At 37.2% G+C, this 22892-nt stretch carries 20 protein-coding genes and 1 pseudogene; all 21 read left to right on the top strand.

Annotated elements, in window-relative coordinates:
- Window positions 1-5 precede the first annotated feature (5 nt).
- The gene (locus RQ973_RS04535) at window positions 6-902 is read left to right on the top strand and encodes a phosphorylcholine transferase LicD (protein WP_075227269.1); all 897 of its coding nucleotides are present in this window, start codon (window positions 6-8) and stop codon (window positions 900-902) included.
- Window positions 903-1622: a 2-C-methyl-D-erythritol 4-phosphate cytidylyltransferase gene (locus RQ973_RS04530; protein ID WP_060805244.1), complete on the top strand. Its 720-nt coding sequence runs from the start codon at window positions 903-905 to the stop codon at window positions 1620-1622.
- Window positions 1623-1624: 2 nt separating this feature from the next.
- Entirely contained in the window at window positions 1625-2677 is a 1053-nt protein-coding gene (locus tag RQ973_RS04525; protein ID WP_075227270.1) for an NAD(P)-dependent oxidoreductase, read from the top strand.
- 31 nt (window positions 2678-2708) lie between these two features.
- Window positions 2709-3683 (top strand): capsular polysaccharide synthesis protein, encoded by a 975-nt coding sequence (locus RQ973_RS04520; protein ID WP_075227271.1) that lies wholly within the window; start codon window positions 2709-2711, stop codon window positions 3681-3683.
- Entirely contained in the window at window positions 3676-4647 is a 972-nt protein-coding gene (locus RQ973_RS04515; RefSeq protein ID WP_075227272.1) for a DUF6625 family protein, read from the top strand. Before RQ973_RS04520 ends, RQ973_RS04515 begins: the two co-directional genes overlap by 8 nt.
- Before the next feature lie 8 nt (window positions 4648-4655).
- Window positions 4656-5837 carry a hypothetical protein gene (locus tag RQ973_RS04510; protein WP_075227273.1) on the top strand — a complete coding sequence of 394 codons (1182 nt, stop codon included), beginning with the start codon at window positions 4656-4658 and terminating at the stop codon, window positions 5835-5837.
- A complete protein-coding gene (locus RQ973_RS04505) occupies window positions 5834-7249 on the top strand; it encodes a flippase (RefSeq protein ID WP_075227274.1) in 1416 nt (471 codons plus the stop codon). Before RQ973_RS04510 ends, RQ973_RS04505 begins: the two co-directional genes overlap by 4 nt.
- A 25-nt stretch (window positions 7250-7274) precedes the next feature.
- A pseudogene (locus tag RQ973_RS04500) lies at window positions 7275-7709 on the top strand (UDP-galactopyranose mutase); the annotation flags it as partial.
- A 57-nt stretch (window positions 7710-7766) separates the two neighbouring features.
- Window positions 7767-8636, top strand: a complete 870-nt coding sequence (gene rfbA, locus RQ973_RS04495) for a glucose-1-phosphate thymidylyltransferase RfbA (RefSeq protein ID WP_311522926.1) — start codon at window positions 7767-7769, stop codon at window positions 8634-8636.
- Window positions 8637-9230: a dTDP-4-dehydrorhamnose 3,5-epimerase family protein gene (locus RQ973_RS04490; RefSeq protein WP_311522925.1), complete on the top strand. Its 594-nt coding sequence runs from the start codon at window positions 8637-8639 to the stop codon at window positions 9228-9230.
- A gap of 12 nt (window positions 9231-9242) precedes the next feature.
- Window positions 9243-10292, top strand: coding sequence for a dTDP-glucose 4,6-dehydratase (gene rfbB / locus RQ973_RS04485; RefSeq protein ID WP_311522924.1), 1050 nt, complete (start codon window positions 9243-9245; stop codon window positions 10290-10292).
- Window positions 10293-10507: 215 nt separating this feature from the next.
- Window positions 10508-11362, top strand: a complete 855-nt coding sequence (gene rfbD, locus RQ973_RS04480) for a dTDP-4-dehydrorhamnose reductase (protein ID WP_311522923.1) — start codon at window positions 10508-10510, stop codon at window positions 11360-11362.
- 242 nt (window positions 11363-11604) lie between these two features.
- Window positions 11605-12978: a cell division protein FtsA gene (gene ftsA, locus RQ973_RS04475; RefSeq protein WP_281335631.1), complete on the top strand. Its 1374-nt coding sequence runs from the start codon at window positions 11605-11607 to the stop codon at window positions 12976-12978.
- A gap of 17 nt (window positions 12979-12995) precedes the next feature.
- Window positions 12996-14252: a cell division protein FtsZ gene (gene ftsZ / locus RQ973_RS04470; protein ID WP_311522921.1), complete on the top strand. Its 1257-nt coding sequence runs from the start codon at window positions 12996-12998 to the stop codon at window positions 14250-14252.
- A 5-nt stretch (window positions 14253-14257) separates the two neighbouring features.
- The gene (locus RQ973_RS04465; protein WP_248035604.1) at window positions 14258-14929 is read left to right on the top strand and encodes a YggS family pyridoxal phosphate-dependent enzyme; all 672 of its coding nucleotides are present in this window, start codon (window positions 14258-14260) and stop codon (window positions 14927-14929) included.
- A gap of 9 nt (window positions 14930-14938) precedes the next feature.
- On the top strand, window positions 14939-15490 hold the full coding sequence (locus RQ973_RS04460; protein ID WP_311522920.1) for a cell division protein SepF: 552 nt from the start codon (window positions 14939-14941) through the stop codon (window positions 15488-15490).
- Window positions 15490-15753: a YggT family protein gene (locus RQ973_RS04455; protein WP_049548720.1), complete on the top strand. Its 264-nt coding sequence runs from the start codon at window positions 15490-15492 to the stop codon at window positions 15751-15753. The genes RQ973_RS04460 and RQ973_RS04455 overlap by 1 nt, the downstream gene beginning before the upstream one ends.
- Window positions 15750-16535 (top strand): RNA-binding protein, encoded by a 786-nt coding sequence (locus tag RQ973_RS04450; protein ID WP_311522917.1) that lies wholly within the window; start codon window positions 15750-15752, stop codon window positions 16533-16535. The genes RQ973_RS04455 and RQ973_RS04450 overlap by 4 nt, the downstream gene beginning before the upstream one ends.
- A gap of 9 nt (window positions 16536-16544) precedes the next feature.
- The gene (locus RQ973_RS04445; RefSeq protein WP_311522915.1) at window positions 16545-17303 is read left to right on the top strand and encodes a DivIVA domain-containing protein; all 759 of its coding nucleotides are present in this window, start codon (window positions 16545-16547) and stop codon (window positions 17301-17303) included.
- A gap of 274 nt (window positions 17304-17577) precedes the next feature.
- Window positions 17578-20370 (top strand): isoleucine--tRNA ligase, encoded by a 2793-nt coding sequence (gene ileS / locus RQ973_RS04440; protein ID WP_311522913.1) that lies wholly within the window; start codon window positions 17578-17580, stop codon window positions 20368-20370.
- 787 nt (window positions 20371-21157) lie between these two features.
- A partial coding sequence (locus tag RQ973_RS04435) for a Rib/alpha-like domain-containing protein (RefSeq protein ID WP_311522912.1) occupies window positions 21158-22892 on the top strand: 1735 nt, incomplete at its 3' end.

Raw genomic sequence — 22892 nt, 5'->3', positions numbered from 1 at the left:
AGTTAATGGCAGTAAAATTAAAATATGATAAGTCAGATATTATATTTTTAGATGATGACGGATTGAAAAAATACCAATCAGAATTGTTGAAAATGATATCAGATGTGTTTACTTTTTTTGATGAAAATGGGATAGCGTATTCTTTAAGTGGAGGTAGCATTTTAGGGGCAATCCGTCATAAAGGGTTTATCCCTTGGGATGATGATGTTGATATCAATATTCCGAGGGAAAGTTACGATAAACTATTTTCTCTATTTGAGTCAGATAATAGTCTTAGTCGCAAATATTATCTTCAATCACCAAAAAGTCATCCAGAGTTGGGACTTCATGTTTCTCAAATTAGAAAAAAAGGAACAGTTGCTCGTAGGAAATATGATCATTCGGCTGAGGAGTGCGGTATTTCTATAGATCTTTACATTGTAGAAAATGTATACAATAATCCAGTGAAACGATTCTTTCAAGGTTATACAAGTATGTTTTTAACTTTTGCCTTGGCTTCTGTACGAGAAACAAAGAATCATGCCCTGATGAAAGAAATGTTTAGACTGGAAGGTAGAAAACTAAATTATTCAGCTGGAAAGTTAATGGTTGGTTGGTTTTTTGGAATAATTCCAATTGAAAAGTGGTTGAATTGGCTTGATAAATGTAATTCAAGCTGTAAGGATTCACATACAAAATATGTATCTATACCTACAGGAAGAAAACACTTTAGACGCGAGACTTACTTGCGAGAGAATATGAATGTTTATAAAAAGGTTCCTTTTGAAACTTTGATGGTGAATGTTCCTGTTTGGTCAGAAGAGTATCTAGAAATGTTTTACGGTAAAGATTATATGGTCGTTCCTCCTGTTGATAAGAGGGAGCAACATTTGTTTTTAGAGTTGAGTTACGGAGAAGAATAAATGAAAGTAGCAATATTGACTGCTTCAGGTATCGGGAGCAGGATTGGTCAAGATATCCCTAAACAATTTATTCATGTTGAAAATAAGCCAGTCATTATCTATACCCTTGAAAAATTTCAAAATCATCCAGAAATTGATGAAATTTGTATTGTCATTTTAAAAGGGTGGGAGCAGATGGTTAAGGCTTATGCAGAACAATTTGGAATTACAAAGTTAAAGATGATAACTTTGGGAGGGAAGTCTGGTCAAGAATCAATTTATAACGGTCTTAGAGCAGTTAAGAAAGCTCATCCCAATGAGGATGTGACTGTATTAATTCATGACGGGAATCGTCCTTTAGTGAGCAATGATATTATTAGCAACGCTTTAGCAACATACCAACAGTTTGGAAATGCTGTTGCAGCAATACCAACGACTGAGGTAGTATTTGTTTTAGAAAACCCACAATCAACTTCGTCCACAGAAGCATTGAATCGTGACTTATTGAGACGAACACAAACTCCTCATGTTTACCATCTTGATAATATTCTATCGCTTCATGAAAAAGCATTAGAAAATGGGATAACCGATGTTGCAGCATCATGCCAACTCATGCAACTATTCGGAGAAAAGAGTTATTTCTCTCTTGGATCAGAGAAAAACTTGAAAATTACGACTGTAGAAGATCTCGATATTTTTAAAGCTTTATTAAGTTCAACTCGAGATAAGTGGATTAAATAGTAATGACATTATTATTAAATAAAATATATAGACAAGATGTAGAATCTTCTCTAGAAACAATCGTCAATATTAATGACTTGAATGGCAAGTCAATTTTAATTACTGGAGCTTCTGGTTTGATTGGTTCAAGTGTCATTGACCAGTTATTATTGCTAAATGAAATAAGGAATTTTAACATTAAAATTTTTTGTTGTGGAAGAAAGTTTGAATCATTAGAAAAACGATTTGGTAGACAAACAGAGTATTTACACTTTGTGTTCTATGATGCGACTGAAGTACCTCACTTTGATTTTGCAGTGGACTACATTATTCATGCTGCTAGTCCTGCTAGTCCTGAATTGTATGTTAATCAGCCTGTAGAAACAATGGCTAGTAATTTTTTGGGCATGTATAATCTCCTGGAATACGCCAAAAATGCTAAAGTTTCAAATCTAGTTTATATCTCATCTAGTGAAGTTTATGGAATTAGCACTAGTAATAATCCTTTGGACGAAAATTATATTGGAACTGTTGATCATCTTAGCGTACGGTCTTCTTATGCCAGTTCAAAAAGAGCTACTGAAACACTTTGTGCTAGTTTTGCATCCGAGTATGGAATCAAAATAATGATAGTAAGGCCCGGGCATATCTATGGTCCTAGTGCCAAGGACTCTGATAATCGTGTATCATCATTTTTTATGACAGAAGCGATTGCTGGGCGTGATATTGTCATGAAAAGTGCAGGTAGTCAGTTAAGATCCTATTGTTATAGTTTGGATTGTGCCAGTGCTATTATAAGTGTTCTCCTTTCGGGTGAGTCAGGGCAAGCTTATAATGTTTCCAATCCAAATTCAATTATTACTATAAAACAGATGGCTGAAATAATTTCTCGAGTTGGCAATGTGAAACTCACCATGGCTGTTCCTAGCAATCAAGATATTAAGCAGACTAATCCTATGCAGAATGCTAGTCTTAGGAGTGATAAGCTAGAAGGTTTAGGATGGCAAGGATTATTTTCTGCTGAAAAAGGTATAGGAAATACATTCCAAATTTTGAAAGTATTAAGAAGCAATTAGATAGATTATTCTTTTAGTAACGGAGTTTAAAATGGATGGTAAATTAGGTTCTTTTTTAAAGTTATTAAAAAAAGTAGACGGTTTAAAGATTTTAAAACAGTATTTTAAGTCTAGGGTACTATTTTTTGCTATTTTCCAAATACTATCTCAAGGTCTTTCAAAAAAGTCTTTAGAAATTGTTCGTAATTCAGTAGATAATAAAATATTAGCTAAATTGAGGAAAAAATACCTTCCCTATATAGTTGAAAGTAAAGATAGAATTTTACGGGAATCGGCTGAACGTCAATCTTCTAATAAGGTGTGGATTTTGTGGTTGCAAGGGATGAACAATGCTCCTGAAATCGTAAAGTTATGTTATAATTCTGTGGTTCGAAATCTCCCTGATAAAGAGGTAGTTCTTTTAACAGAAGATACTTATAGAAATTATGTCATCTTTCCAAATCATGTTCAACAGAAGATTGATAAAGGAGTTATTTCTAAAACACACTTGTCTGATTTGTTGAGATTAGAACTGCTAACATTGCATGGAGGTATTTGGATTGATGCAACTGTCTTTATATCTTCCAATAAAATCCCTGATTATATGTTGTTTTCTGAATTATTTTTATTTCAAAAATTAAAACCGGGGTTAGATGGAAATCCTAAGAGAATTTCAAGCTGGTATATTTGTGCGAAGTCTAATCATCCAATACTTGTTCTTACCAAGGAGTTGTTGTATCAATATTGGTTGGAACACAATTATATGATGGACTATTTTTTAATGCATGATTTTATGGAATTATCAATTGAGACATATCCACAAGAATGGAATAAAGTGATTCCGTTTTCTAGTTCTCCTTCCCATATACTGCTATTAAGATTATTTGAAACATTTGATAAGAGGATGCTAGAATATGTTTATCAACAAGTTTCTATACATAAACTAACTTATAAATATGATACTGATATCTGTTATACTGAAACCTACTTGAATAAAATACTAAGTGAAGGTGAGATTGATGCATAAAAAGTTAGCTCTAATAATAGCATATTTTGGTGAATTACCTGAATACTCTAAAATTTTTTTCCATTCTTTAAATTATAATCCTGAGATTGATTTGTTTTTAGTGACGGATCAATGTGTAAATATAAACATGGATAATTTAATTGTTATAAAAAAAACGTTCTCTGAATTTAAAAATGATATTCAAAATTTATTTGATTTCAAAATTGTTTTAGATACTCCTTATAAATTATGTGATTACAAGCCTATATATGGAATGCTTTTTAAAGATATTTTATCTGAATATCCATTTTGGGGATATTGTGATTTAGATATGGTGCTGGGAGATGTGTTTTCGTTTTTACCTGAGAATATATTGGATAATTACAGCAAAATATATGAATATGGTCATTTAACTATTTATAAAAATGACCCTGAAAATAATCGACGTTTCATGTCTGAAGTTGGAATGAATTACCAAGACGTTTTTACAACTAAAGTTATTAAAGTATTTGATGAGACAGAAGGAATTCAGAGAAAATATGAATTAATGGGAATTCCTACATATATACCAAGAGATTGTGCTGATATAAATCCCTGGAAGTATCAGTTAAAAAGAGTAGAAACAGGTATCTCCAAAGAAAAATTAAATTCATTTAATCATAAGGAGCAGTTGTTTTTCTGGGAAAATGGTAAGATTTTTAGAGGATTTATCAACCCGTATACACATAAAATAGAGTACGATTCTTTCAATTATCTTCATTTTCAAAAAAGAGAAATGAAGATAACCTTTCCTTTTAATTCTAGTATAAAAGCGTTTTTTATTACTAATCATGGGATTATAGAGAAGAAGCAGGGTTTTAATATTAAAAAAGAAGATTTTAAAAAATATAACAACTATAACTTAATAAGAGAAATATCAAAAGATTTACAACGATATTATTTCATCTGGAAAAGGCGATTGTTAAAATATATATTTAGGAGATAACTTCAATAATGAAAATTTCAATTACAAAATTATATATATGGATATTGACAACAATGTATATATTAATGTGGATTCCGGGTGTTCCGATATTTAATTATGTAGATGAACTATTAACTTTGATAATACTTCCATATGTGATTATGAATTTTAGAGCTCTTCTACAAAAAAGTAGATTAGTAATTATAGGTGCAATTGGTTTTTTATTAATTGGATTAGTATCAACATACCTTTCAGAGCTTAGCCGCCCTTTGATAGCTATAGTATCGGATTTTTTCACATTTATTAAGTTTCCCATTACCTATTTATATTTTAGATATTTATTTACAAAACAAAATTCAACTTATTTTTTGAATATTTTATATATTCTTAGTAAGTTTGTTGTGGTTATTGCTTTTATTTGCTGTTTATTAAATTATAGTTTTGAACTAGGCATGACCTATGATATCCGCTTTGGAATAGGGAGTTTTCAGTTTATATATAATAACCCAGGATTTTTTCTAGCATTGATGGTTGCTTGTTATTCACTTATAAATTACTCTAATAATTCAGGTGATCTTAAATATAAAATTTTAGCTATTTTAAATATGATTGCAACTCTACGATCAGTAGCTTTTGGAGTTATTGCCTTACTTCTAGTTTTGAGTGTATTTATAGGCAGAAATTTAAGATTGTATCACCTATTTATATTGATTCCGTCTATTATTTTTGTAGGTAATGGAGCTATAAGTACATATTTCGGGGATTTGGAAACACCTAGAAAACTTTTATTCCAGGGAGGTATAAAGGTTTTTCAGAAATTTTTCCCATTAGGGGCGGGTTTTGCTTCATATGGGAGTAACGCTGCTTATATGTATTACTCTCCCTTGTATTTTCAATTTGGTTTTCATCATATTTGGGGGCTTAATTTAGAATATGGGAATATAGCTAATGATAACTTTTGGCCGATGATTTTTGCACAATTTGGTTTTATTGGCTCTATATTTTATATATTGATGATGATGGCTATTATGAAGGATTTATTCATTAAATCTATGTATAAAAATCAAGTGGTATCTTTATCTTTAATTATAGGTTATTTGTTAATTTCCTCAGTTGGTGCAAATATAATTACTGGTGTGTTAGGTGTAAGTATGATATGTGTATATGCCTCAATGGCTCATGTTTTAGATGATGTAGAGGTAAGCTATTGAAATTATTAAAAAACTACATATATAATTTAGTTTATCAAATAGTAGCTATTATTTTACCATTGGTGACCATTCCATATGCTTCTAGGGTCTTAGGTGCAGAAATGATTGGAATTAATTCATATACAAATACAATTATTTCTTACTTTGTTCTGATTGCAAATGTTGGGTTAACTACTTATGGAAATAGAACGATTTCGTATACTAGAGATTCTGTTTTAAAAAGAAGTCAAAAATTCTGGGAAATCTTTGTCATAAAAATTATTATGGCTTTGTTTTCATTGGCGCTGTTTTTTACCTTTACATGTATTTATAGAGAATATACTACTTTCTTATATATACAGTCTATTCAAATCCTTGCAACAGCAATAGATATTTCTTGGTTTTTTACAGGAATGGAAGATTTTAAAAGAACAGTTACTAGAAATATATTGACAAAGATATTATCTGCAATTTGTATCATTGCATTTGTTAAAAGTAGGGAAGATTTATGGTTATATATATTAATTTTAGTTCTTTCGACTTTTTTAGGGAATTTAACTTTATGGACATATGTTTTTGATGCGATTGAAGTAATTAATTTTAAAAGCTTGCAACTTAAAGAGCATATTAAACCTGTATTTGTATTATTTATACCTCAATTAGCAACAACTCTTTTTCTCACGTTAAACAAATTATTATTAGGAAACTTATCAACGTTATCTCAATCTGGCTATTTTGATAGCGCAGATAAAGTGATACGAATTTTACTGACATTTATCACAGCTATTGGGACAGTAATTTTTCCAAGACTGGCAAATAGCTTTAATAGAGGAGAAAAAAGAAATGTCGAAGAATTATTAAAACTATCTTTTGGTGCTGTTAATATTATTGCTTTCCCAATGATTGTTGGTATTATGGTAATCGGAAGGCCGTTTTCAATTCTTTTTTTTGGAAGTGAATTTGAAGGAATTGAAATTGTTTTGGGGATACTATCAATAGAATTGATTTTTATGGGCTGGTCATCAGTCTTGGGTAACCAATTTTTAGTAGCTATTAATAAGACGAAGGGCTTAACTGTTTCAGTTTTTATTGCTTCATTGATCTTGCTCATATCCTCTTTCATATTGATTCCGATGTTAGGAGCTTCTGGAGCTTCAATTTCATCAGTTATAGGAGAGGCGACAATAGCTTTGGTGCAGTTATATTATGTTTCAAAACATACTAGATTATGTTTATTATTTAGTGATATTTCTAAAATTTTAGTTTCTAGTCTCATAATGGGAACGACTTGTTTGGTAATTGGGAGTTATTTTTATGATGGTATTATGAAACTCTGTGTTCAAGGAACAGTTGGATTAATGGTATATTGTATAGTGATTTGGTATAGCAGGACTGAAATTGTAAATACTATACTTAAAAAAATAAAGAGATAGTAGTGAAAAATCTGTAGAGATTTTTACTGCAAATAAAGTAGTCCTCACAGGAATGATTGACCAGTACTTTGATTACAAACATGGTGAGTTGGAGTATCGCAGTCTTCGTTTTGAACATGAAGTCTTGGATGAGGAAAACCATCAAGGAAATGCAGTGGTTAACTACACAGAGCATGAGATTCCTTATACTCGTATCATTGAGCATAAGCACTTCGAGTATGGTACACAACCGAAGACAGTCATTACTCGCGAATACCCAGCAGATTGGAAACGTGGGGATGAGCCATACTATCCGATTAATGACGACAAAAATAATGCTATATTTGCTAAGTATCAAGAAGAAGCAGCTAAAAATGACAAGGCCATCTTCTATGGACGTCTAGCAGACTATAAATGCTATAATATGCATATTTTTATTGAACGAGCACTTAGTGTAGTAACGGATGAGTTTGGTTACTAAGACACACATTTTTTAACAATTTAATTTTTGTAGAACAGCAAAGAAAGGTACCCTACTATGAAAGGTATTATTCTCGCGGGTGGTTCGGGGACACGTTTATATCCGTTGACTCGAGCTGCATCAAAACAACTGATGCCGGTTTATGATAAACCGATGATTTACTATCCACTTTCAACATTGATGTTGGCTGGGATTAGGGATATTTTGATTATCTCAACTCCTCAAGATTTGCCTCGTTTCAGAGAGCTTCTTCAAGATGGCTCTGAGTTCGGGATTCAACTGTCTTATGCGGAGCAACCGAGTCCAGACGGTTTGGCCCAAGCCTTTATCATTGGGGAAGAGTTTATTGGCGATGACAGCGTTGCTCTGATTTTAGGTGACAATATCTATCATGGCCCTGGCCTTTCGAAGATGCTACAAAAGGCAGCAAGCAAGGAGTCAGGAGCGACTGTCTTTGGCTATCATGTGAAGGACCCAGAACGTTTTGGTGTTGTTGAGTTTGATGAAGACATGAACGCCATTTCTATCGAAGAAAAGCCAGAACATCCTCGTTCAAATTATGCAGTTACAGGCCTCTATTTCTATGATAATGATGTAGTAGAAATTGCCAAAAATATAAAACCAAGCCCTCGTGGGGAATTGGAAATTACAGATGTAAACAAGGCTTACCTAAATCGCGGAGATTTATCCGTTGAGGTCATGGGACGTGGCTTTGCTTGGTTGGATACTGGTACTCATGAAAGTTTGCTAGAGGCTTCACAGTACATCGAAACAGTCCAACGGATGCAAAATGTTCAGGTGGCAAACTTGGAAGAAATTGCTTACCGTATGGGCTATATCAGTCGAGAAGATGTGTTGGCCTTAGCTCAACCGCTTAAGAAAAATGAATACGGGCAGTATCTGCTCCGTTTGATTGGAGAAGTATAGATGACAGATAATTTTTTCGGTAAGACGCTTACTGCACACAAGGTTGAAGCTATTCCAGGTATGCTGGAGTTTGATATTCCAGTTCATGGTGATAATCGTGGTTGGTTTAAAGAAAATTTCCAAAAGGAAAAAATGCTTCCACTTGGATTTCCAGAGTCTTTCTTTGCAGAAGGAAAATTGCAAAACAATGTATCCTTCTCACGCAAAAATGTTCTTCGTGGTCTCCACGCAGAACCTTGGGATAAGTACATCTCTGTGGCAGATGGTGGGAAAGTTCTAGGTTCTTGGGTTGATTTACGTGAGGGCGAAACCTTCGGAAATACCTACCAGACAGTCATTGATGCTAGCAAGGGAATCTTTGTTCCTCGAGGGGTGGCCAATGGCTTCCAAGTCCTATCAGATACAGTTTCTTATAGTTATCTGGTCAATGATTACTGGGCTCTTGAACTCAAACCCAAGTATGCCTTTGTAAACTACGCTGATCCAAGCCTTGGTATTGAATGGGAAAATCTTGCAGAAGCAGAGGTTTCAGAAGCAGATAAAAATCATCCACTACTCAAGGATGTAAAACCTTTGAAAAAAGAAGATTTGTAAAAAGGAAAGAATATGACTGAATACAAAAAAATTATCGTGACGGGTGGAGCTGGTTTTATCGGTTCCAACTTTGTCCACTATGTTTACAAGAATTTTCCAGATGTTCATGTGACAGTCTTGGACAAGTTGACTTATGCTGGAAACCGCGCGAATATTGAGGAAATTTTAGGCGATCGTGTTGAGTTAGTTGTTGGTGACATTGCTGATGCTGAGTTGGTAGACAAGTTGGCAGCTCAAGCAGATGCTATTGTGCACTATGCCGCGGAAAGTCACAATGACAATTCACTCAATGATCCATCACCATTTATCCATACTAACTTCATCGGAACCTATACTCTTTTAGAAGCTGCTCGTAAGTATGATATTCGCTTCCACCATGTATCGACAGATGAAGTTTATGGGGATCTCCCTCTACGTGAGGATTTGCCAGGTCATGGTGAAGGTCCAGGTGAGAAATTTACCGCTGAAACTAAATATAACCCGAGCTCTCCTTACTCATCAACTAAGGCAGCTTCAGACTTGATTGTCAAAGCCTGGGTACGTTCTTTTGGAGTCAAGGCAACGATTTCTAACTGTTCAAATAATTACGGTCCTTATCAACACATTGAAAAATTTATCCCACGTCAGATTACCAACATCCTAAGTGGAATTAAGCCCAAATTGTATGGTGAAGGAAAGAACGTTCGTGACTGGATTCATACCAATGATCATTCTTCAGGTGTATGGACAATCTTGACAAAAGGGCAAATCGGTGAAACCTACTTGATTGGTGCTGATGGCGAGAAGAACAACAAGGAAGTTTTGGAGCTAATCCTTAAGGAAATGGGACAACCTGCTGATGCCTATGATCATGTGACTGACCGTGCAGGACATGATCTTCGTTATGCGATTGATGCAAGCAAGCTCCGTGATGAGTTGGGCTGGAAACCAGAATTCACCAACTTCGAACAAGGTCTCAAAGAAACCATTCAATGGTACAAAGATAACCAAGAGTGGTGGCAAGGAGAAAAAGAAGCTGTTGAAGCAAACTACGCTAAAACACAAGAGGTTCTTGAAAAATAAAAGGCGGTGGGACAGAAATCGATAGACAAAGTATCGATTTCGTAGTCCCAGCCCCGCGAAGATGATTAGGAGTTTTTGGAGTCTAAAAGATGAACAAAAAGTTCAATCAGCAACCGCGTCAAAGTTTGATTGCTAATAAAAAGTGAGGTCGGGATCTTTTGACCCAACCTCTATTGCTATACCGAAGAATTGTGAATCAGTTGAAAGGAAGAAAAATGATTTTAATTACAGGGGCAAATGGCCAATTAGGAACGGAACTTCGTTATTTGTTGGATGAGCGTAATGAAGAATACGTTGCGGTTGATGTGGCTGAGATGGATATTACCGATGCAGCAATGGTGGAGAAAGTTTTTGAAGAGGTGAAACCGACTTTAGTATACCACTGTGCGGCCTACACCGCTGTTGATGCAGCAGAGGATGAAGGAAAAGAACTGGACTTTGCCATCAATGTGACGGGGACAGAAAATGTCGCAAAAGCATCCGAAAAGCATGGTGCAACTCTAGTCTACATCTCTACCGATTATGTATTTGACGGTAAGAAACCAGTTGGACAAGAGTGGGAAGTGGATGACAAACCGGATCCTCAAACGGAATATGGTCGTACTAAGCGTATGGGAGAGGAGCTTGTAGAAAAACACGTTTCAAACTTCTATATTATCCGTACTGCTTGGGTTTTTGGAAATTACGGCAAAAACTTTGTCTTCACGATGCAAAATCTTGCTAAAACTCATAAGACCTTGACAGTTGTAAATGATCAACATGGTCGACCAACCTGGACGCGTACCTTGGCTGAGTTCATGACTTTCCTAGCTGAAAATCGTAAGGAATTTGGTTATTACCATTTGTCAAATGATGCGACAGAAGACACAACTTGGTATGACTTTGCGGTTGAAATTTTGAAGGATACCGATGTCGAAGTCAAGCCAGTAGACTCAAGTCAATTTCCTGCCAAAGCTAAACGTCCACTAAACTCAACAATGAGTCTTGCAAAAGCCAAAGCTACTGGATTTGTCATTCCAACTTGGAAAGATGCCTTGAAAGAATTTTACAAACAAGAACTTAAAAAATAGCCTTACTGGAGGCCAAAATGTATACAGAAAGAGAGGGAAGAGAGATTCTCTTTCTTTTTTTGTTTACTCGTCTATGCAATCGTCGGATAATTATAAAAATTCAAGAAAAAGCTTGGTTAAATGTTAGAAAATTCGAGCACGAATGTATTTTTTGTGTTATAATATTCTGTGAGTAGTTATGCCTTGGTGTAGCTATTAAAAATAGAAGTGTGAAACTGGGAAGATAGAGAGGACGCAGTGTAATGACTAGAAATGGTTTTTTTACAGGCTTAGATATCGGAACTAGCTCTATTAAAGTGTTGGTTGCAGAGCTTGTAAATGGTGAAGTAAATGTAATTGGCGTGAGCAATGCCAAAAGTAAAGGTGTCAAAGATGGGATTATCGTTGACATCGAAGCAGCAGCGACTGCTATTAAGTCTGCAATTTCTCAAGCAGAAGAAAAAGCAGGGATTTCAATCAAGTCTGTAAACGTTGGTTTGCCAGCTAATTTGCTACAAGTTGAGCCAACTCAGGGCATGATTCCGGTGACATCAGATACAAGAGAAATTACAGATCAAGATGTTGAAAATGTAGTTAAATCAGCTTTGACTAAAAGTATGACTCCAGACCGTGAAGTTATCACCTTTATTCCAGAGGAATTTGTCGTAGATGGATTCCAAGGAATTCGTGATCCTCGCGGGATGATGGGTGTGCGTTTGGAAATGCGCGGTCTCTTGTACACTGGCCCACGTACGATTCTCCATAATCTTCGTAAAACTGTAGAGCGTGTAGGCATTCAAGTTGATAACGTGATTATTTCACCTCTTGCAATGGTTCACTCTGTCTTGAATGAAGGTGAACGTGAGTTTGGTGCGACTGTTATCGACATGGGTGGTGGCCAAACGACGGTTGCCACTATTCGCAATCAAGAACTTCAATATACAAATGTTAACCAAGAGGGTGGCGATTATGTCACAAAAGACATTTCAAAAGTTCTTAAGACTTCTAAGAAAATTGCAGAAGGTCTAAAATTGAACTATGGTGAAGCTTATCCACCGCTAGCAAGCAAAGAAACTTTCCAAGTTGAAGTGATCGGTGAAGTTGAACCAGTTGAAGTGACCGAAGAATACTTGGCTGAGATTATTTCGGCAAGACTTAAGCACATTTTTGAGCAAATTAAGCAAGATTTGGAAAGACGTCACCTATTAGACTTGCCAGGAGGTATTGCTTTGATTGGTGGAAATGCCCTCCTTCCAGGTGTCGTTGAATTGGCCCAAGAAGTATTTGGAGTCCGTGTTAAGTTATTCGTACCAAATCAAGTTGGGATTCGCAATCCTGCTTTTGCCCATGTCATTAGCTTGTCAGAATTCGCTGGAAGCCTTACTGAAGTGAATGTTCTAGCTCAGCGAGCAATTCGAGGTGAACATACTTTAAGCCACCAGCCACTTGACTTTAGAAGTTCAGCTCAACCTGTTTCACCTGTTTCTCCACGACCAGTATTTAATACAGTGACAACACCTGAGCCTGAAACAAACCAATCTGTTGAACCAGTAGCTCCTCTTCAATCAGAAGAAAAGAGCAAGGGTAAATTAACAGATCGTTTCCGTAGCTTGATTGGAAGCATGTTTGACGAATAAAATAGAGGAATATAAATATGACATTTTCATTTGATACAGCAGCAGCACAAGGTGCAGTAATTAAAGTAATCGGTGTCGGCGGTGGTGGTGGGAATGCCATCAACCGTATGGTTGACGAAGGCGTTTCTGGCGTTGAATTTATCGCAGCCAACACAGATGTACAAGCTTTGAGCAGTACAAAAGCTGAGACAGTTATCCAGCTCGGCCCTAAATTGACTCGCGGACTTGGTGCAGGAGGTCAACCTGAAGTTGGTCGTAAAGCTGCGGAAGAAAGCGAAGAAGTATTGACAGAAGCAATCAGCGGTGCTGATATGGTCTTCATCACTGCTGGTATGGGTGGAGGTTCTGGTACAGGTGCTGCACCAGTTATCGCTCGTATTGCAAAAAGTCTTGGTGCTTTGACAGTCGGTGTTGTTACTCGCCCATTTGGTTTTGAAGGAAGCAAACGTGGACAATTTGCTATCGAAGGGATTAACGAACTTCGTGAGCATGTTGATACACTCTTGATTATCTCAAACAACAACTTGCTAGAAATCGTTGACAAGAAGACTCCACTTCTTGAAGCATTGAGTGAAGCAGATAACGTTCTTCGTCAAGGTGTGCAAGGGATTACAGATTTGATTACAAATCCTGGTTTGATCAACTTGGACTTTGCAGACGTTAAGACTGTTATGGCCAATAAAGGGAACGCCCTTATGGGAATTGGTATCGGTAGCGGTGAAGAACGTGTTGTAGAAGCTGCTCGTAAAGCAATCTACTCACCACTTCTTGAAACAACTATCGATGGTGCTGAGGATGTTATCGTTAACGTAACTGGTGGTTTGGACTTGACTTTGATTGAAGCTGAAGAAGCATCAGAGATTGTTAACCAAGCAGCTGGGCATGGAGTTAACATCTGGCTTGGAACATCTATTGATGAGACAATGAAAGACGAAATCCGCGTGACGGTTGTTGCGACAGGAGTACGTCAGGATAAAGTTGAGAAAGTTGTAACTCCTCAACCGCGCCAAGCAACACACCGTGAACCTGCTCGAACTAGTCATACGCAAACTTTTGATCGTAATTTTGATATGGCTGATACAGCAGAAATTCCAACTCCAAGTTATCGTCGTCAAGAAGCTCCAAAGACATCAGCTTTTGGTGACTGGGACTTGAGACGCGATGCTATCGTTCGTCAAGGAGAGCCAGTTGTTTCTCCAGTGGAACGTTTTGAAGTTCCAGCAGCTACGGATGAAGATGAGTTGGAAACACCACCATTCTTTAAAAATCGTTAATGAAGATGAATTTAAAAGAAAATACGAACCTTGTTTTTCAACAGATATCGAATGCAGTTCAGGAAGCTGGTCGTGAAAACGACTCGGTTTCTGTGATTGCGGTGACCAAATATGTAGATGTTGAAACAGCCTCAGCTTTGGTTTCGCAAGGAGTGCAACACATTGGTGAGAACCGTGTTGATAAATTTCTTGACAAGTATCATGCTCTAAGTGATAAGAATCTTACCTGGCATTTGATTGGAACCTTACAGAGACGTAAAGTCAAGGAAGTGATTTCTTATGTGGATTATTTTCATGCTTTAGATTCCTTAAAGCTAGCTCAGGAAATTCAAAAACGAGCAGACCACAAGATTAAGTGCTTTTTGCAAGTAAATATTTCTAAGGAAGAGAGCAAGCACGGTTTTTCGAAAGAAGAATTGTTAGCCCTCTTACCAGAACTTTCAGAATTAGACCAGATTGAGTATGTGGGACTGATGACCATGGCTCCATTTGAAGCAACTAGTCAAGAGTTACTAGAGATATTTAAAGAAACGCAAGAATTGCAAAAAAACATTCAAGAAAAACATCTCCCCAATATGCCGATGACAGAACTCAGTATGGGTATGAGTCGAGACTTCAAAGAAGCGATTCAATGTGGTTCAACTTTCGTTCGAATCGGCACAGCATTTTTTAAGTAGGAAATAACCATGTCACTAAAACATAAATTTGAAAAGTTTATAGATTATTTCACTGAAGATGGAGAAGAAGTGGCACCAAACGTTGCTGAATTAAAGCCTGAAAAAACGCTAACATCAGTTTCTGCCCCCATGGAAGAACTTCCACAAGCTCAACAACTTCCTCAGCCTTCACAAGTGAATTCAAAGGAAAAAAATATTACGCGCCTTCATGCTCGTCAGCAAGAATTAGCGATGAAGAGTCATCGTAGTACAGAAAAGGTAACCATTGATGTTCGTTATCCTCGTCGCTACGAAGATGCAACGGATATCGTTGATTTACTAGCAGGCAATGAAAGTATTTTAATCGATTTCCAATACATGACTGAAGTACAAGCGCGTCGTTGTCTAGACTATTTAGATGGAGCTCGTCATGTACTTGCTGGTGAATTAAGAAAGGTTGCAAATACCATGTACCTTTTGACACCAGTAGGAGTTGTGGTTAACATTGAAGATATTCGTTTACCTGAGGGAACTCATGGTGAAGAGTTTGATTTCGATATGAAGAGAAAACGAGTGAGATAATGATATTTCTAGTTCGCTTTATTCAAAACGCTACAGATATCTATTCTATGATACTTGTAGCGTTTGCTCTCTTATCCTGGTTTCCAACTGCCTATGAGACTAGAGCAGGTCGTTTGTTGACTAATTTAGTCAAACCGATTCTTCAACCCCTGAGACGTCTGCCGCTGAGTATTGGTGGTTTAGATTTTTCAGTCTGGGTGGCTGTCGTTTTAGTTCATTTGCTTGGAAACTATCTGATCCGTTTTCTTTTAATACTAGCATGAGAAAAGACATCTATCAGCATTTCTCAGTCGAGGATATTTCCTTTATTGATAAAGGCTTGGAGTGGCTAAGGCAGGTAGAAGAGCATTACGCTTCCATCTTAACTCCCTTTATCAATCCCCATCAGGTCTTTATCTTAAAGACATTGGGAAATCATCAAGGGATTCAAGTTTTTTCTAGCAATGATTTTGTAGCTACTGAGTATAGTCGTGTACTACTTGCACCAGATTATTTCATACCGACTTTGACGGATTTTGAAATGGAATTGCTTGAGATTGTTTATTCTAGCAAGTTTGACCAATTGACACATTCCAAGATTTTAGGAACTGTTCTGAATCGTCTGGGAATCGATCGCAAGTTGTTTGGTGATATATTGGTAACGGAAAATAGAGCTCAAATCATTGTGGACCGAAAATTCACTTCTCTCTTTCAAGATGGGATTCAAAAGATTGCTCGATTGCCTGTCAAACTTGAAGTCAAATCCTTTGAAGAATTGATAGAAGCCGAGAGTGATTATCAGGAAAAGGAAGTTTTAGTTCCGAGTATGCGCTTGGATGCTTTCTTGTCAAATGTTCTGAAATTGTCTCGCTCGCAGACAGCTGATTTGTTAGAAAGAAAATATGTTCAGATAAATTACCATCTGGTTGAAAAATCTGATTATCAAGTTAAGATTGGTGATTTAGTAAGTGTCAGACGTTTTGGAAGGATTAGTGTTCTGAGAGAAAATGGTCAGACAAAAAGGGATAAGAAGAAATTGACAATACAATTATTATTAAGTAAGTGAGGGGAAAATATGCCAATTACATCGTTAGAGATTAAGGATAAAAGCTTTAGTACTAAGTTTAGAGGTTTTGATCCTGAAGAAGTTGATGAATTTCTCGATATTGTAGTTCGAGACTATGAAACATTGGTTCGAAGTAACCATGATAAAGAGCAACAAATTAGAAATTTAGAAGAGCGTTTGTCTTATTTTGATGAGATGAAAGATTCATTGAGTCAGTCTGTTTTAATTGCTCAAGATACTGCTGAGCGAGTTAAACAAGCAGCTACTGAACGCTCTCATAATATCATTCATCATGCTGAACAGGAATCACAACGTTTGCTTGATGAAGCTAAGTACAAGGCAAATGAAATTTTACGTCAAGCAACTGATAATGCTAAGAAGGTTGCGATTGAGACAGAAGAACTGAAGAATAAGAGTCGCGTCTTCCATCAACGCTTGAAATCTACAATTGAAAGTCAATTGGCCATCGTTGATTCATCTGATTGGGAAGAAATTTTACGTCCAACAGCAACTTATTTACAAACCAGTGATGAGGTCTTTAAAGAGGTGGTTAGAGAGGCTTTGGGGGAAAATATTTCAGCATTTCATGAGGAGGAATCCAATGATTTGACTCGTCAGTTTTCACCAGAAGAGGTTGCTGAGCTCCAAGCACGTATAGAAGCAACTAATCGTGAATTGATGGAAGCACAGGATGAATCAACTTTATCTGACTTATCTTCGTTAGTAAATAATGAAATGAGCTCTGAGTCTAAAGAGGATTCAGAATAACACTTTCTCAACATTTGTAATTGTAAAATCTGAGAACAAGATCTAATCACACATATTTACAGCGAGTAGGAGATGGTGGAAGTCCTACAATCCCTGTTGATAAGATTATCCTCTCAAGTTATCAAGTCTGAAGTTAGTAGGATTTGACGTTGCCCACGTTACGGGAAAAGAGGGAGAAAGACTAGTTCTTTTTCCGAATAAAGGTGGTACCACGATTTTCGTCCTTTTTAGCGAGTCGTGGTTTTTATTTTGTCTATATAAAAAAGGAGATATCATGAAACTCAAAGAAACTTTAAATCTAGGGAAAACTGACTTCCCAATGCGTGCAGGCCTTCCTACAAAAGAGCCAGTCTGGCAAAAAGAGTGGGAAGAAGCAAAATTGTATCAACGTCGTCAAGAGTTGAATGAAGGGAAACCTCACTTCACTCTTCATGATGGACCTCCGTACGCTAATGGAAATATCCACGTTGGTCATGCTATGAACAAGATTTCAAAAGATATCATTGTTCGTTCTAAGTCTATGTCAGGATTCTACGCGCCATATATCCCAGGTTGGGATACACATGGTCTGCCAATCGAGCAAGTCTTGGCAAAACAAGGTGTCAAACGCAAAGAGATGGATTTGGTTGAATACTTGAAACTTTGCCGTGAATACGCTCTTTCTCAAGTAGATAAACAACGCGAAGACTTCAAACGTTTGGGTGTGTCTGGTGACTGGGAAAATCCATATGTGACTTTGACCCCTGACTATGAAGCAGCCCAAATTCGTGTCTTCGGTGAGATGGCTAACAAGGGCTACATCTACCGTGGTGCTAAGCCAGTTTACTGGTCTTGGTCATCTGAGTCAGCTCTTGCTGAAGCAGAGATTGAATATCATGACTTGGTTTCAACATCACTGTACTATGCCAATAAGGTTAAAGATGGCAAAGGTGTTCTAGATACAGATACTTATATCGTTGTCTGGACAACTACTCCATTTACTATCACAGCTTCTCGTGGTTTGACTGTTGGTGCGGATATTGATTACGTTTTGGTTCAACCTGCTGGTGAAGCTCGTAAGTTTGTGGTCGCTGCAGAATTGTTGAACAGCTTGTCTGAGAAATTTGGTTGGGCTGATGTTCAAGTTTTGGAAACTTACCGTGGTCAAGAACTCAACCATATCGTGACAGAACACCCATGGGATACTGCAGTAGATGAACTCGTTATCCTTGGTGACCACGTTACAACTGACTCTGGTACAGGTATTGTCCATACAGCCCCAGGTTTCGGTGAAGACGACTACAATGTTGGTATTGCTAATGGTCTTGAGGTTGCTGTGACAGTTAACGAACGCGGAATCATGATGGCTAATGCTGGCGCTGAGTTTGAAGGTCAATTCTACGACAAGGTCGTCCCAACTGTCATTGAAAAACTAGGTAGCCTCCTTCTTGCTCAAGAAGAAATCTCTCACTCATACCCATTTGACTGGCGTACGAAAAAACCAATCATCTGGCGTGCAGTTCCACAATGGTTTGCTTCAGTATCAAAATTCCGTCAAGATATTTTAGATGAAATCGAAAAAGTGAAATTCCATTCAGAATGGGGTAAAGTCCGTCTTTACAACATGATCCGTGACCGTGGTGACTGGGTCATCTCTCGTCAACGTGCTTGGGGAGTTCCTCTTCCAATCTTCTACGCAGAAGACGGCACACCAATCATGACAGCTGAAACGATTGAACATGTAGCTCAACTCTTTGAAGAGCATGGTTCCATCATCTGGTGGGAACGTGATGCTAAAGACCTCTTGCCAGAAGGATTTACACATCCAGGTTCACCAAATGGTGAGTTCAAGAAAGAAACAGACATCATGGACGTTTGGTTCGACTCAGGTTCATCATGGAATGGTGTCGTGGTTAACCGTCCAGAACTCAAATACCCAGCCGACCTCTACCTTGAAGGTTCTGACCAATACCGTGGTTGGTTCAACTCTTCTCTTATCACATCTGTGGCTAACCATGGTGTGGCACCATACAAACAAATCTTGTCACAAGGTTTTGCCCTTGATGGTAAAGGTGAGAAGATGTCTAAATCTCTTGGAAATACCATTGCTCCAAGCGATGTTGAAAAACAATTCGGTGCGGAAATCTTGCGTCTCTGGGTAACCAGTGTTGACTCAAGCAACGACGTGCGTATCTCTATGGATATCTTGAGCCAAGTCTCTGAAACTTATCGTAAGATCCGTAACACCCTTCGTTTCTTGATTGCCAATACATCTGACTTTAACCCAGTTGAGGATGCAGTAGCTTACGATGAACTTCGTTCAGTTGATAAGTACATGACGATTCGCTTTAACCAGCTTGTTAAGACCATTCGTGATGCTTATGCAGACTTTGAATTCTTGACAATCTACAAGGCCTTGGTGAACTTTATCAACGTTGACTTGTCAGCCTTCTACCTTGATTTTGCCAAAGATGTTGTTTATATCGAAGGTGCCAAATCATTGGAACGCCATCAAATGCAGACTGTCTTCTATGACATTCTTGTCAAAATTACGAAACTCTTGACACCAATCCTTCCTCACACTGCGGAAGAAATCTGGTCATATCTTGAGTTTGAAGCTGAAGACTTCGTTCAATTATCAGAATTGCCAGAAGCAGAGTCATTTGCTAACCAAGAAGAAATCTTGGATACATGGGCAGCCTTCATGGACTTCCGTGGACAAGCACAAAAAGCCTTGGAAGAAGCTCGTAATGCAAAAGTTATCGGTAAATCACTTGAAGCACACTTGACAGTTTACCCAAATGAAGTGGTGAAAACTCTTCTTGGAGCTGTTGATAGCAATGTTGCTCAACTCTTGATCGTCTCAGAATTGACTATCGCAGAAGGTGCAGCTCCAGAAGGTGCAGTAGCCTTTGAAGATGTAGCTTTCACTGTAGAACGTGCATCTGGTGAAGTGTGTGACCGTTGCCGTCGCATAGATCCAACAACAGCAGAACGTTGCTACCACGCAACCATCTGTGACCACTGTGCAAGTATCGTAGAAGAAAACTTTGCGGATGCAGTCGCAGAAGGATTTGAAGTAAAATAAAAGTAAAAAATGGCGAGGGTAGTCCAAAGGTTGATTTGAAAAGAAAGGCCAATAGCGCTCTCCAACATTAAACGCATACTATCAAGACTTTTAAAGTCTTGATAGTATGCGTTTTTTCTTGTAATACTATTTTTACCATGTATCTTTTTTGTACAGTGGATTGAATCCAGAATAGTAGGCTATGGATTCTATAGTAGATTGAACTTAGAATAGTACGCTACGAATTCTAAAACATTTTTAAAAATTATTTTGACTTTCCTAATCGATTTGTTCATATCTTATTTCAATCCACTATATTTTCATACTCCGTTATAGTAGATTGAATATTGAATAGTACACTGTTGCTTCTAAAACATGGATAAAAATCACTCTGATTTCCCTAGTCAATTTGTTCAGATTTGATTTCATTACACTATAAAATAAAATTGCACTTTTTGTTAGCAGGCTGCTTAAGAAATATCTAAGTCCGTGTGTAAATTTGGAATTCTAGCAGCTAATCAACGTATTCTAGGAGGATAAGGAAGAGTTTCTAACAAAACATAAAATATATATGTTTGTGTAGTTAAAATTTCTGCTCTTTTTGATTTTAAAAGAACATCAAGTTTTTAAGAAAAAAACTAACAAAATAGAGAAAAACTATATTTAGATATTATAAAAACTTATATGTATATATTTGGAATGTAATAAACTGAAAGAAATTTAAAGAATAAATTTGATTTATCTAAGTAAAAAGATTATAATAAAATTGTATTTATAATACTACATAAACACAAAAGGAGAAATAAATATGTATTTTAATCGTAAAAATGCAGAACAAAAGAATTGGCGTATGATCAAAAAAGGAAAACATTTCCTTTTCGGTTGTTCGCTTGTTTTTGCGGTTGGGGCTACTTTAGTAGCTCCATCAGTCAAAGCAGATACAGTAGAAGCTAAACCAGAAACTAGCTCTACAACAGATGGGACTAAGCCAGTTGTATCTGAAGAGAACCCAACTTATGCAGCTCCAGCTGTAGAAGTGGCACCAGTAGTAGCAACTGGAGAAAAAGCTGAAAAACCAGTTGAACCTACTCAAAATTCTGAAGAAGAACCAGTAGTTGCGACTGAAAAAGCTAAGGAAGCAGACAGCATCCAAGCTCCAGAAGTGACTGTTGTTTACAATCCAGCAGCACTGACTGATGAAGAAAAAGCAAAAGTTGTGGCAGCTGTTAAGGCAGCAAACCCTACAGCAACTGATGTTCAAGTCCAAGCAGACGGCTCAGTAGTTGTTGCTTTTGCAGATGGGTCAAGAGCAAACTTGACAGCAGCACAAACGATCAAAGATGGTTCTTTAGTAGCTAAACCACGTACTAATCGTGCACTACGAGCAACAGCACCACGAGCATCAGAAGGGGCTGAAAACCTTGAGTATACAAATAAAAAAAGGGGCGAGGTTGTTGTTGATGATTATATAAAGATTTCTTACAAAGTTGATAACGCTAAAAATGTCATTCATTGGACAACTGTTGTTAATGGCGGGCGAGTTGGAAATGCAGCAAGCGGATATACCTACTTTACTGTACCAAAAGACTCAGTAGGTACTCCAACTAACTGGAATATTGTGCAGACTGATAAAAATGGCAAAGTCATGAGTACCCGTACTGACTGGAAGAATAATGATGGTTCTTATGTCATGGGGGCAAAAGGTAAAACGAACGTCTATACTGGCGATGAGATGACTAAGAAACTAACGCAATACTACAAAAATATTGGCAATCCAGCGCTAAAAGGAAAAGAGGCAGAAGCAGCAGCTCAGGCAGCAGCGCGTTCACAGGCTTTATATACACTAACAGCAGATGTTGCAGGAGATTGGCTAGGTAAAAATCCAAGTTGGACTATTACTTATGATACACCAATTCTTGATAAGTCGAAACCACTTGATTATGTAGCGGGATTACAAGGTACAGGTGGTGCTGTTGGTGCAAAAACCGAGATTATGACTGGTTATATGGATAACTTCATAGATAATGCAAGTTCAAAATTCCAAGCAGTAGCAGTCAAAGAAAACTACACTGCCAAAGTTGGTGGAAGTTTTGCTGCTGATCCAGCTACTTATGTAACCAATAAAGCTGGAACACCAGAATTCCCAAATAACTACCGTGGTGCAACAAGCTTCAAATGGAAAGACGGTCAAGCACCAACTGCTACAGAAGCAGGTACTTACACTAAAACAGTAGTAGTCACTTACCCAGCACATTACAAACAAGCTCCACAGGAAGTTACGATTACATTTGAAGTAAAAGACCCACGTAGCGATGCAGATAAGTACACACCAGTAGCGAAAGATCAAACTGTTAAACCAGGAGATAAACCATCTGCCAAAGATTCAATTGGTAATGTAGGAGATCTACCAGAAGGAACAACATTCGAGTTCAAGACACCAGTAGATACAGCAACTGATGGTGAAAAAGACGCAACAGTTGTAGTAACTTACCCAGATAAGTCAACAGAAGAAGTTCCAGTTAAGGTTACTGTTAAAACTCCAG

Source organism: uncultured Streptococcus sp. (assembly GCF_963511325.1).
Lineage (GTDB): Bacteria > Bacillota > Bacilli > Lactobacillales > Streptococcaceae > Streptococcus.
The sequence above is the reverse complement of the archived record's forward strand: the minus strand, read 5'-3'. Positions and strand labels throughout refer to the sequence as shown.